The sequence below is a fragment of the Oxalobacter paraformigenes genome (genome assembly GCF_000158475.2).
GTDB lineage: Bacteria > Pseudomonadota > Gammaproteobacteria > Burkholderiales > Burkholderiaceae_D > Oxalobacter > Oxalobacter paraformigenes.
Genome location: NZ_KI392030.1, coordinates 319,814 through 332,116 on the forward strand (window position 1 = coordinate 319,814; position 12,303 = coordinate 332,116).

General features: G+C 49.8%; 13 protein-coding genes and 1 other RNA gene. 7 read left to right on the forward strand and 7 right to left on the reverse strand.

Going from position 1 to position 12,303, the window contains the following annotated elements; all coding sequences use genetic code 11:
• Positions 1–111: 111 nt before the first annotated feature.
• The 7 genes from OFAG_RS01475 to rpsT all read left to right on the forward strand — a co-directional run bounded on the left by OFAG_RS01475 (position 112) and on the right by rpsT (position 5,985).
• Positions 112–1,596 (forward strand): UbiD family decarboxylase, encoded by a 1,485-nt coding sequence (locus OFAG_RS01475; protein WP_005878042.1) that lies wholly within the window; start codon positions 112–114, stop codon positions 1,594–1,596.
• 50 nt (positions 1,597–1,646) lie between these two features.
• An RNA gene (gene ffs / locus OFAG_RS13180) (signal recognition particle sRNA small type) lies at positions 1,647–1,745 on the forward strand.
• 192 nt (positions 1,746–1,937) lie between these two features.
• Positions 1,938–3,731 carry a DNA polymerase III subunit gamma/tau gene (gene dnaX, locus OFAG_RS01480; RefSeq protein WP_005878040.1) on the forward strand — a complete coding sequence of 598 codons (1,794 nt, stop codon included), beginning with the start codon at positions 1,938–1,940 and terminating at the stop codon, positions 3,729–3,731.
• A gap of 12 nt (positions 3,732–3,743) precedes the next feature.
• The gene (locus OFAG_RS01485; RefSeq protein WP_020994718.1) at positions 3,744–4,067 is read left to right on the forward strand and encodes a YbaB/EbfC family nucleoid-associated protein; all 324 of its coding nucleotides are present in this window, start codon (positions 3,744–3,746) and stop codon (positions 4,065–4,067) included.
• 13 nt (positions 4,068–4,080) lie between these two features.
• Positions 4,081–4,677 carry a recombination mediator RecR gene (recR, locus tag OFAG_RS01490; protein ID WP_005878036.1) on the forward strand — a complete coding sequence of 199 codons (597 nt, stop codon included), beginning with the start codon at positions 4,081–4,083 and terminating at the stop codon, positions 4,675–4,677.
• A 6-nt stretch (positions 4,678–4,683) separates the two neighbouring features.
• Entirely contained in the window at positions 4,684–5,589 is a 906-nt protein-coding gene (locus OFAG_RS01495) for a pyridoxal-phosphate dependent enzyme (RefSeq protein WP_005878034.1), read from the forward strand.
• Between the two features lie 123 nt (positions 5,590–5,712).
• Positions 5,713–5,985 carry a 30S ribosomal protein S20 gene (gene rpsT / locus OFAG_RS01500; protein WP_005878027.1) on the forward strand — a complete coding sequence of 91 codons (273 nt, stop codon included), beginning with the start codon at positions 5,713–5,715 and terminating at the stop codon, positions 5,983–5,985.
• Positions 5,986–6,057: 72 nt separating this feature from the next.
• Here rpsT and OFAG_RS01505 read toward each other — a convergent pair whose 3' ends face one another.
• From OFAG_RS01505 to OFAG_RS01535, 7 genes are all read right to left on the reverse strand, one after another.
• The gene (locus OFAG_RS01505; protein WP_005878025.1) at positions 6,058–7,002 is read right to left on the reverse strand and encodes a carbohydrate kinase family protein; all 945 of its coding nucleotides are present in this window, start codon (positions 7,000–7,002) and stop codon (positions 6,058–6,060) included.
• An 18-nt stretch (positions 7,003–7,020) separates the two neighbouring features.
• Positions 7,021–8,214 carry a zinc-ribbon and DUF3426 domain-containing protein gene (locus tag OFAG_RS01510; RefSeq protein WP_005878023.1) on the reverse strand — a complete coding sequence of 398 codons (1,194 nt, stop codon included), beginning with the start codon at positions 8,212–8,214 and terminating at the stop codon, positions 7,021–7,023.
• A gap of 12 nt (positions 8,215–8,226) precedes the next feature.
• The gene (prmA, locus tag OFAG_RS01515) at positions 8,227–9,135 is read right to left on the reverse strand and encodes a 50S ribosomal protein L11 methyltransferase (protein ID WP_020994720.1); all 909 of its coding nucleotides are present in this window, start codon (positions 9,133–9,135) and stop codon (positions 8,227–8,229) included.
• Positions 9,136–9,161: 26 nt separating this feature from the next.
• Entirely contained in the window at positions 9,162–10,523 is a 1,362-nt protein-coding gene (gene accC, locus OFAG_RS01520) for an acetyl-CoA carboxylase biotin carboxylase subunit (RefSeq protein WP_005878021.1), read from the reverse strand.
• A 71-nt stretch (positions 10,524–10,594) separates the two neighbouring features.
• The gene (gene accB / locus OFAG_RS01525) at positions 10,595–11,080 is read right to left on the reverse strand and encodes an acetyl-CoA carboxylase biotin carboxyl carrier protein (protein WP_005878020.1); all 486 of its coding nucleotides are present in this window, start codon (positions 11,078–11,080) and stop codon (positions 10,595–10,597) included.
• Between the two features lie 36 nt (positions 11,081–11,116).
• On the reverse strand, positions 11,117–11,551 hold the full coding sequence (gene aroQ / locus OFAG_RS01530; RefSeq protein WP_005878019.1) for a type II 3-dehydroquinate dehydratase: 435 nt from the start codon (positions 11,549–11,551) through the stop codon (positions 11,117–11,119).
• Positions 11,552–11,638: 87 nt separating this feature from the next.
• Positions 11,639–12,268 (reverse strand): hypothetical protein, encoded by a 630-nt coding sequence (locus OFAG_RS01535; protein ID WP_005878018.1) that lies wholly within the window; start codon positions 12,266–12,268, stop codon positions 11,639–11,641.
• Positions 12,269–12,303 lie beyond the last annotated feature (35 nt).

Sequence of the window (12,303 nt, forward strand, 5' to 3'; positions counted from 1 at the left end):
TTCTTTTTGTAATAATAAAAAATCGGTTAATGGTAATAAAGTTTTTATAAATCAATAAGTTATGAAATATTTGATCCCGGGAAATTTGCGGGGAAATAAAGAGAAAATAAAATGAAATATCGCGACTTGAGGGATTTCATCAATCAGCTTGCCGCAGAAAACGAATTAAAGGAAATTGTTGTTTCCGTTTCACCTCATCTTGAAATGACAGAAGTCTCCAGTCGTGTGCTGACGCAAAATGGGCCGGCCTTGCTTTTTCGGAAACCGACGGGTTATACCATTCCTGTATTGACGAATCTTTTTGGAAACACGCGGCGTATCGCCAGGGCAATGGGTGGCGAGACGGTTCAGGATTTAAGGCGGATCGGACTGTTTCTCGCTTCTTTAAAAGAACCGGAACAGCCCGGTAGCCTGTCTGAACTGTTCGGTATGGGTTCGATGTTGAAATCCGTTTTGGACATGAGACCGAAAGAACGCAAAGATGCGCCATGTCGTGAGATCGTGATGGAAAATGACGAAATCGATCTTGGGGCGTTTCCGGTTCAGACGTGCTGGCCTGAGGATGCAGGCCCGTTGATTACATGGGGACTGGTTGTGACCAAGGGGCCCGGCAAGAAAAGACAGAATCTGGGCGTTTATCGCCAGCAGGTGATCGGCAGGAACAAGCTTATCATGAGATGGCTGGCCCATCGCGGCGGAGCGCAGGATTTCCGGGAGCATAAAATCGTGAACAAAGGCAAGCCTTTTCCTGTCGCTGTCGTGATCGGAGCGGATCCCGCTACCTTGCTAAGTGCCGTGACGCCCATACCGGATGAACTGTCCGAATATCAGTTTGCCGGATTATTGCGCGGAAGCCGCACGGAACTGGTCAGGACATTAGGGAGTGATCTGATGGTGCCAGCCAATGCCGAAATGGTTCTTGAAGGCCATATTTATCCTGACGGAAATCATGGTTCCGGATATGAACACGCTCTTGAAGGCCCCTTTGGCGATCATACCGGATACTATAATGAACCGGACTGGTTTCCGGTCATGACAGTAGAGCGGATCACCATGCGCAAAAATCCGCTGTACCTCTCTACCTATACGGGGCGTCCGCCCGATGAGCCGGCCATGCTGGGGCTGGCGCTGAATGAGGTTTTTGTTCCCCTGTTGCAAAAGCAGTTTTCCGAAATTGTCGATTTTTATCTGCCTGCCGAAACATGCAGTTACCGTTTTGCGCTTGTCAAAATAAGAAAAGCCTATCCCGGCCATGCGCGAAGAGTCATGTTTGGCGTCTGGAGCTACCTGCGCCAGTTTCTTTATACAAAATTCATTATCGTTGTCGATGAAGATATCGATATTCGTAACTGGGAGGAAGTTCTCTGGGCCATTTCGACACGTGTTGATCCGGTAAGGGACACGGTTCTGGTAAATAATACGCCCATCGATTATCTGGATTTCGCATCGCCTGTTAGCGGTCTGGGAGGTAAAATGGGAATTGACGCCACCGATAAATGGCAGGGGGAAACAGACCGGACATGGGGAAAGAAAATTTCGATGTCGGCAGAAGTAAAAGGGAAGGTGGACAGCATCTGGAAAGAACTGGATTGGTAAAATGGCCGTTTCTTTTTGCGCAAGCCATTCTTTGCTGTACAATTCCGGTTGGCGGGCCCCTGCGCATTGTGGAATGGTGAATCTGGTCAGGTCGGGAACGAAGCAGCCACAGCCAATCTCCACGAGTGCCGCAGTCAAGGCTCGCCTTTTCTGCTTTCTTTTCTCCTTGCGTACTCTTTTATCTGCCGTTATATGTGTTACATGGCTTGATTGTTCTGCTTGACGGGCCAATATGTCGCCAAATCACGGGACCGGATCGTCGTTAGACATTTGACAAGATCGTTTCGCGTGATATTTACTAACTTTTCACGAAACAGAAAGCAATAAGGTACAATTCCTGAATGTCTTATTTAGTTCTCGCCCGAAAATACCGCCCGAAGAATTTTGAAAGTATCGTTGGCCAGGATCACGTCGTCCGTGCGTTGACGCATGCCCTTGAAAGCGGGCGTTTGCACCATGCCTATTTGTTTACCGGTACGCGAGGAATTGGCAAAACGACGCTATCGAGGATTCTGGCCAAATCACTGAATTGCGAAAAAGGCATAACCTCTGCGCCATGTGGTGAATGCGAAGCCTGCAAGGCGATCGATTCAGACCGTTTTGTTGATTACATTGAAATGGATGCGGCTTCCAATCGTGGGATTGCCGACATGCTCCAACTTCTGGAACAGGCTGTTTATGCTCCGACTGCCGCGCGCTTCAAGGTTTACATGATCGACGAAGTGCACATGTTGACGTCGCAGGCTTTCAATGCCATGTTGAAAACGCTTGAGGAGCCGCCGGAATATGTCAAGTTCATTCTGGCGACAACCGATCCACAAAAAATTCCGGTGACGGTATTGTCCCGTTGCCTGCAATTCAACCTTAAACAGATGCCGGTGGTTCATATCGTGGATCATCTGGCACGGGTTCTGGATCGGGAAGGCGTGCCGTACGAAAAAACGGCGCTGCAACTGCTGGCGCAGGGCGCGCAAGGCTCCATGCGCGACGCCCTGTCCCTGACGGATCAGGCTATCGCCTATACTGCTGGCAAGGTGACAGGCGAGGCGGTTCAGGACATGCTGGGTTCGCTGGACAGTACGTATCTCGTTCGTTTGCTTGACTGTCTTGCGGCGACGGATGGAAAAGAATTGTTGAAAGTAGCCGATGAAATGGCTTTTCGCAGCCTTTCATACAGTGCGGCTTTACAGGATTTGGGTTTGTTGCTCCACAGGATAGCCGTGGTTCAGAGTGTGCCGGGTTATTTGTCGGAAGAGGTGCCTGCTTATCAGGATATTTCCCGTCTTGCGGGCATATTCAGTGCCGAAGAGCTGCAGCTTTATTATCAGATCGCCATTCATGGACGCAATGAGCTTGGACTGGCGCCTGATGAGTATGCCGGCTTTACGATGACATTGCTGCGTATGCTGGCTTTCGCGCCGGTACAGCGAAAACGGGATTCATTAAACAAGCTGCAGGCAGCTTCTCTTGGCGAAAACGGAAAAACCGCTCTGCGTTTCAATCACGAGCCACAAGCCTTCGCAGGAAAGATGCCGCCCAAAATGGATGCGCCTGCCGTCAAAAGTGCGAATAATGCAAGCGATATTCCTCCCTGGATAGATGAGGTAGCGGAGGATACGGTAGCGGCCGTATCCTCCCCTGCTGCAAAAGATGCTGTGGCCAAATTTCCCGCTTTTGAGGAACAGGCCATAAAAACCGCAGAAAACCGGACGGTTGTATCGTCTTCGGTTAAGGAAAAACCGTCATTGGCCGGATGGGACTGTAATTGGCCAAAACTGGCCGCAGAATTACCCCTGCGAGGCCTGACTCAGCAACTGGCGCAGCAGACGGAACTGATACGTTGGGAAAAAACGGAATCCTCTTGCGTTTTTCATTTGAAATCGCCTGTCGCTACCTTGTGTACGCCTAATAATGTGAGCAAACTGGGCGGCGTCCTGAGCGACTATTTCGGATGCGCTGTCAAGATAACGACTGAAATCGGAAAAGTGGAAGAGACCGCAAACCAAAATGCCATAGAGGCGCGGGCCGAAAGACAAAGGCAGGCAGAAGAAGCCCTGACAGCTGATCCTTACCTACGTAATCTTGCGCAAGAATTCGGTGGGCATATTGTCGAAGGTTCCATTAAACCACTCTAAAGGGAAATGAATATGAAAAATCAACTCGCAGGCTTGATGAAACAGGCCCAGGCAATGCAGCAGAACATGGAAAAAGTGCAGGAAGAACTGGGCAGGACTATTGTTGAAGGACAATCGGGCGCAGGTATGGTTTCCGTGTTGATGAGCTGCAAATTTTATGTGTCGCGTGTGTCCATTGATCCGGCACTGATGAGTGACGACAAGGAAATGCTGGAAGACCTCATCACGGCTGCTTTCAATGATGCTGTTCGCAAAGCGGAAGCGACCACCCAGGAGAAAATGGCAAGTATTTCAGCCGGTTTGCCCATGCCTCCCGGTTTTAAAATGCCTTTCTGACAGTAAACCTAAAGTGAAACCGCTTTCCTCTCTCCAGAACTTGATACAGGCTTTGCGGCATTTGCCGGGTATAGGGCCAAAATCTGCGCAACGAATCGCGTACCACATGCTTCAGCATGACCGGGACGGGGCTGCAAAATTGAGCCTCGCGCTGTCCGACGCGATTGCAAATATCCGGCATTGCGCACGTTGCAATACCTTTTCCGAAGAAGAAATTTGCGAGATGTGCCGGGACAATGAGCGGGACGCTTCACTGCTGTGTGTGACGGAAACCCCGGCGGATCAGATAATGATAGAGCAGACGCTGACGTTCAAGGGTTACTACTTCGTATTGATGGGCAGTCTTTCTCCTCTGGATGGAATCGGGCCGAAAGAAATCTGTTTCGATAAGTTGATCCGGCGTGCCACGGACGGTGTCGTGCAGGAGGTCGTTCTGGCAACCAGTTTCAACAATGAGGGGGAGGCGACAGCGCACTATATCAGCGAGATGCTGAAAGCGCGTGGCTTGCGTGTGAGCCGCCTGGCCCGAGGCGTTCCGGTCGGAGCGGAACTTGAATATGTGGATATTGGAACCATTGCACGCGCTTTTCTGGACAGAAAAACCACTTGAGTTTTTATGCCTTACCGTACAATAGACGATACAACTGGCGCTACTCCTCTTGTCAAACTGCAGCGGTCGCTCTCCGAATCGGCCAGAAACCGGAATAATCTCATTCTTGGGAAGTGGGAGTGCGCCAATCCGTCCGCTTCCGTCAAGGACCGGGTCGTCAAGGCGATGATCCAGGATGCTGAAGAAAGGGGGGAAATTCGTCCGGGCGATACCTTGATTGAAGCCAGTAGCGGCAACACCGGTATTGCCCTGGCAATGCAGGCGGCAACCAGAGGATACCGCAGCATACTGATCATGCCTGAAAATACAGACGTCTTTAAACGGCAAAGTATGGCAGTGTACGGTGCGGAAGTTATTTTAACGCCACGGAGCGGCGGAATCCGCTATGCACGGGCGCTTGCCTTGCAAATGGCTGTTGAAGGCAAGGGTTTCATGCTGGATCAGTTCAGCAATCCTGCCAATCCACTGGCCCATTACAAGACGACAGGTCCTGAAATCTGGACGGCAACCAAGGGTAAAGTGACTCATTTTGTCAGTGCGATAGGTACGTCCGGCACTGTTGTGGGGGTTTCCCGATACCTGAAAGAGCGCAACAGGAAAATCAGGGTGCTTGGCGTAGAACCGGAAAGCAATAACTCCTATATTTCCGGCATGATGAAGTGGCAGGACAACCAGCGGCCCGGAATATACGAAAAAAAGAAAATTGACGGGATTGAAACGGTGAGTCAGGCCTGTGCTGAATACCGTGCCCGGAAACTGGCGTCCGATGAAGGCATTTTTTGCGGACTATCCTCGGCGTGCGCTTGCGAGGTGGCGCTGAATTTGTCGGAAAGCGTGAAAGAGGCAACGATCGTTTTTCTAATCGCCGACAGAGGTGACCGTTATTTTTCCTCCGGTTTTTTCCCGGTTTAAACGGCATAAGTGCAACACAGGCATTGTCACAAGGTTTTGTATCCTATAAAATAAAAGGCTAAGCAAATTTTGTATTACGAATTAACTCGTAAACAAACAATTAACAGGTTTTTAGGAAATTCTATGGCTAATACAGCACAGGCGCGTAAGCGCGCTCGTCAGGCAGTAAAACTGAATGCACACAATTCCAGCCAGCGTTCTGCGTTGCGTACCGCAATCAAGTCTGCACAAAAAGCGATTGCGGCGGGCGACAAGGAAGTTGCCGCTTCCGTGTTTGTGAAGACGGTTTCCACTATCGACCGGATTGCGGATAAAAAGCGAATCCACAAAAACAAGGCTGCTCGTCACAAAAGCCGTCTTGCAGCTGCCCTGAAGGCAATGTCTGCTGCAGCCTGAAGAAAAGACGTTTTCTGTTTTGGAAGATTTTATGGCAGGCGCGCTTGATATCAAGCGCGCCTGAAGTTGTTTCTATTTCCGGTAGCGATAGCCGAATTCTTTTTCAAAGCGGTCGGCAATTTCTTTTGAACCCAATTTATGGTTTTGCGGGCCGGAATATTCGATCTTGATCGCACCCATCAGGCTGCCCAGGCGGCCGGCAGTCATCATATCCATGTTATTCGTCAGTCCGTAAATCAGTCCGGCGCGGAAAGCGTCGCCACAGCCTGTCGGATCAGCTTCTTTTGCCGCCTTGACACAGGGAATATCCAGTTTTTCGTCGTTCTGATAAATAATGGCACCGCGTTCGGCGCACGTTACAATAAATGCCTTGACGCGGGAAGCGATTTCGGATGTTGTCCACCCGCTAAGCTGTGCCAGCATTTCGGCTTCGTATTCATTGACGGCGACATACGTCGCAAGATCAATGAAATGTCTCAGTTCTTCCTGGCTGAACATGGGCAATTGCTGGCCCGGATCGAAAATGAACGGTATCCCGAGTTTTGCGCAATCGTCGGCATTCTGGATCATCCCGTCGCGGCCATCCGGAGCGATAATGGCAAGCTGAATATTTTCCCCGGTGGTGTCCTCGATACGGTTCTCATACGATAAAGCCATTGCCCCGGGATGGAAAGCCGTAATCTGGTTATTGTTTTTGTCCGTTGTAATAAAAGCCTGTGCAGTATAGGTCTTCTTGATAGTACGGATATGGCGCCGGGAAATATCCAGTTCGGCCAGCCTTTCCAGATAAGGAGTGCCATCCATTCCGATTGTGGCCATAATCAGGGGATTGCCGCCCAGAAGTTTCAGGTTGTAAGCAATGTTACCGGCGCATCCTCCATATTCCCGCTTCATATGGGGAACGAGAAAACAGACATTGATATTGTGTAACTGATCGGCCAGGATGGATTCTGAAAACCGTTCGGGAAACGACATAAGGGTATCGTATGCCAGCGATCCGCAAATTAAAGAAGTCATATTCAATGGTTAAAGTAATTAGTGATTGATAACAATGACCCGGCTGTTGATGGCCGAGTCGTGCCGGAACTCAAGGGCAAGTTCAAAATCCGTTTTTTCGTGAGGTTGCAATCCTTTTGCGGCACCGGATTCTTCCGGAAGGTATTCCTGAGGCTCCATCATTTTCCGCGAGAGCAAATTATTGTCCACATCCGTTATCTCTACCGCCAGTGAAGGCCATAATTGGGGAGAAGAGCTCTTATTGATAACAGTGATATGTTGGGTGAACTGATCGTTGGTTCCTTCTCTTGCCGTCAAGTTGCCGTATTCAACCTTCCAGGGTCGTGATTCGACGGGGTTCGGGCCGGGGCATGACAGAATTTCGCATGTCGCTTCAACAAGATCTCCTGCCGGAGGCCACCAGGCGACAATTTGCACGGAATAGCGGTAAACAAGCTGCCCACACAGAACAACGGCAAGTAAAATGATGCCAAAAGCCCATAACGTCCGGGAAATAGCCGCTTTTTTTCTTCTTTGGTGAAGGAGCCTGCTCAACTCTTCGGGCGTGTGACGGATTGCGCTGGCGGCTGGCAATGTATCGGCACCGACGTGAGGAAGAGGTAAAGACAGAGAAGGGTCAACGTTTGGGGCTGATTCTGCCGGCCCTCCTTTTTTGACACGATCAACCGGCGCCACTTCCGGGGAAATATCCCTCGTTTCGGAGAGGGAAGTAACGCCTTCGTCTTCTGCCCCACTGTTTTCGACAGTGCCAGGCATGGCGGAAATGGAAGACGAAAAAGTTCCCGTAGTGTTGCTGACGCCGGGAAAATCGTTCAGGTCCAGACTGAGAGACTGGAGTTGCCTGTCGAAAGCCTCTTTCAGCGCATCATTCGGCGGAATGAATGCTTCATCGGGAGAATCTTCCTCATCGGCTGTTGTGGGGCTATCGGCTTGCCGCAGGCTGGCAGGACGTGCGCCGTTTTGATCTGTCAGGTTAACGGGGTTTTGTCCCGTTACCATCGGGCCGGAATCTGAAGAAGCCGGGAGATTCGTCGTTTCAGGGTTATTTGATGGCTCATCGGTTTGAGAAGAAACCTTGCCGATAAGATTGTCGATACCGTTAAAAGGATTCTGGCATACACCGCAACGGACGGCTCCCGAACGCAGCTTCAGTTGTGCTTCGCTAACCTGAAATACCGTTTTGCAATGTGGACAACGCGTAGCCAGTGCCATGCTTATAATGGATTATGAATCAAGTTGCCCGGACAAAGCGACCCATCCGTCGAGATTTTTCCAGACCGACAGTTTAATACAAGGAGCATACGCGGCGATAACGTCATCGGCTTGTCCTTCGAGAATACCGGACAATACCATAAAACCGCCCGGAGCAATACGCCCGCACAAAGTAGAGACGAGAGTTTTTAACGGACCTGCCAGTATGTTGGCAACGACTATATCATATCGAATACTCTGTTCGGAAGTGGAAAATTCTTCCGGCAAATAACAGGACATCTGGCAGTGGTTCCTGGCAGCATTTTCCCGGGAAGTCGCAACCGATTGGGGATCGATATCGACACCCGTAACGGTTTTGGCGCCCAGTTTTTTTGCGGCGATCGACAAAATGCCGGATCCGCACCCGTAATCCAGAATGCTGAGATCTTTTTTCACATTTTTTTCCAGCCATTCGAGACACAGGCTTGTCGTGGGATGGCTGCCCGTTCCGAATGCCAGTCCCGGGTCCAGTTCAAGCACAATTCCGGACTTGTCGGGAACTTCATGCCAGCTCGGAACGATCCAGATTTTTTCGCCGATGTGGATGGGGTCGAATTGGGACTGTGTAACCCGTACCCAATCTTCTTGCGGAACGTCACGTAATGAATACGAGGGAATTTCGCTTAAATTGCATTCATTTGCGGCGTTTTTCAGTAATTCTGCAATAACGGTATCCGGAGAAAGCAAGGCGATGATACGGCTTCTTTCCCATGCATACTCGTTTGAGTCTGCGCCCGGCTCATCGAAAATCGGTTTTTCCCGAGGCGTTCCTTCATCGGCGTCTTCCACCGTGACAGAAAGCGCACCCGCTTCCAGCAAGGCATCCGAGAAGGCATTGGTGTCTTCGAAAGCGACATCCAGTACGATTTCAATCCAGTTCACAGTTTCTCCTGCCGTTTTCCCTGTCGTCATTTTTCGTTTTCAGGAAACATTTCGGCCAGTTTTTGCTCCAGATAATGGATGTTTGTGCCGCCTTTGATAAAACTGGGATCGTGCATCAGTTCGCGATGAAGATCCAGATTGGTCCGGATGCCTTCGACCACCATTTCGGTCAGAGCGACCTGCATCCGGTGAATCGCCTGCTCGCGTGTTGAGCCGTAGGCAATGATTTTGCCGATCATGGAATCGTAATAAGGCGGAACCTTGTAGCCGGCATAAACATGCGAATCGATACGCATTCCCGGCCCGCCCGGCGCGTGCCATGACGTGATCTTTCCGGGAGAGGGAACAAAAGTGAACGAATCTTCCGCATTGATACGGCACTCAATAGCATGTCCGATCAGCCGGATATCGCGCTGGCGGAAACGGAGTTTTTCACCGGCAGCGATCCGTATCTGTTCCTGAACCAGATCCAGGCCGGTGATCAGTTCGGTTACCGGATGTTCGACCTGGATGCGTGTATTCATTTCTATAAAATAGAATTCGCCGTTTTCATAAAGAAACTCGAAAGTGCCAGCGCCACGATAGCCGATTTTCCGACAGGCTTCGGCGCATCTGTCGCCAATGCGATCGACCAGTCTTCGCGGGATATCCGGGGCAGGCGCTTCTTCGATAACCTTCTGATGGCGTCTTTGCATCGAACAGTCGCGTTCGCCCAGCCATATGGCGTTTTTGAAATCGTCTGCCAGAACCTGTATCTCGATATGACGCGGATTTTCCAGAAATTTTTCCATATAAACTTCAGGATTTCCGAAAGCGGATTGCGCTTCCGCTTTTGTCATTGAGACAGCGTTCAGCAATGACGCTTCAGTATGAACTACACGCATGCCACGTCCGCCTCCGCCTCCGGCGGCTTTGATGATAACGGGAAAACCGATTTTGCGGGCAGTGGAAATGATTTCCTGCGGATCGTCGGAAAGGGCGCCATCCGAACCGGGAACACACGGTATCCCCGCTTTTATCATGGCCTGTTTTGCAGTGACCTTGTCGCCCATGATTCTGATTGATTCCGACCGCGGTCCGATGAAGACAAAACCGGATTTCTCGACTCTTTCAGCAAAGTCGGCATTTTCCGAAAGAAAACCGTAGCCAGGATGAATCGCTTCGGCATCGGTGACTTCCGCCGCGCTGATAATTGCCGGCATGTTCAGATAGCTTAATGCCGAGGAAGCGGGGCCGATGCAGACCGATTCATCCGCGAGCTTGACATATTTGGCTTCACGATCCGCTTCGGAGTGGACAACGACGGTTTTGATACCCATTTCTCGGCATGCACGCTGGATACGCAATGCGATTTCGCCGCGGTTGGCAATTAGAATTTTTTCAAACATAGTGTGGCAGATTGTTCAGTAAACTGAAAATAAACGGCAAATGAGGCTGTTTTGGCCAATATTAGCCGGATTTATCCTATTACAAACAGAGGTTGTCCGAATTCGACAGGTTCGCCGTTTTCAACAAGAATCTGTTTGACGACGCCTGAAGTATCTGCCTCGATTTCGTTCAGAAGTTTCATCGCTTCGATAATGCACAGCGTATCGCCCTGTTTGACGGGAGAACCGACTTCAACATAGGGGGGATTGCCAGGGGCAGGCGCGCTGTAAAATGTTCCCACCATCGGCGATTTGACCACATTTCCTTCCGGTTCGGCAGGCGCGGCGGCCGCTTCGGCAGCGATCGCTTGCGTTGCTACATTGACCTGAGGCATGGCAACGGAAGGCTGAACGTATTGCTGCGGCATGATCTGCTGCGGCTGCATGACGACAGTCTGCCCCTGAATGGAAGACGTTTTTGCAATGCGTACCTTGCTTTCTCCTTCGGTTACTTCCAGTTCGGCGATATCTGAGTCGGCAACAAGGTCGATCAGAGTTTTCAATTTACGTAAATCCATAGAAATCCCGCAAAAATACAGTTAAATGGTTGGAAATTAATGTTTGAGAGCGAATTCGACAGCCATTCGGTAACCGTCGGTTCCAAAACCGCATATTACACCTTCTGCAATGGGAGACAGATAAGAATGATGGCGGAAAGGCTCACGTTGATGGATATTTGAGATATGAACCTCATAAAATGGAATATTTACACCCGAAAGGGCATCTCTTAATGAAACACTGGTGTGCGTCAGCCCTCCCGGATTGATGACAATAAGGTCGACCTTGTCCTGTTTTGCCTGATGTATCCGATCTATAAGATCGCCTTCATGATTGCTTTGAAAGCTGGCAAATTTTCCTCCGGCGGCTTCGACAACGGCGCGTATGGAAGAAACGACGTTGTCCAGAGTCGTTTTTCCATAGATGTGTGGTTCCCGTGAACCGAGAAGGTTCAGATTGGGGCCGTTAAGAAGAAGAATATTTTTTGCCATGACCTTTAAAAAATAATCTTTTTGGATTGGATTGTGAGCAATTTGCCGTCAAATAACAAAAAGAGGCAAGGAAAAAACCGGGAATTTCTAAAATTTGTTTCCGATGATCTTGCCGCTTTCATCGATAAGTTCCTGCAATTCGTTCAAATTGGCTCTTTCATTGTGCGCTCCGAAAAACTTGTTCGGCCTGCGTATATCATCAAGATCATAAACCGTAACATGAACCATTTCGTCGCACCAAAGAAAATGAATGGTTTCTATCGCGTGACTCTTTCCGCGGAAATGTGGCGATTCGGAGACATTGAAATTGATATCCTGATTTAAAAGAAAAATTTCCACTTCTTTGACGTTTTCCGTAAAAAGCTGTAAATGAATCTCGCTATGCTCGCCACCGGTTCCCTTCATGACCGCTCCGGTAATGTAAGGATTGAACTTTTCGAGCTTTTTCATCAATTGCAAGGAAAGCATCCGCAAGTGGCGCAGTCTGGCGGGCTGAGTATCTGCAAGAAAGAGTTCGTTATATAACCTGACTTCATTCTCGATTGTCGGGTTGTCCGGTAAAATTTCGCCGGTAACACGTGTATTGCCCAGAACCAGTCTGGCCGCTTTTCGTTTGGCGACGTCATAACTGGTTCCTTCCTCTGCTATCATGCGTGCAGCGGCAATGGCGATTTCCTGTCGCAGATTGGCAATGTCGTGAAAACGGTAAGAAGTCATATTCGTTTTATTCCGGATACAGGCGTAAATGGCGG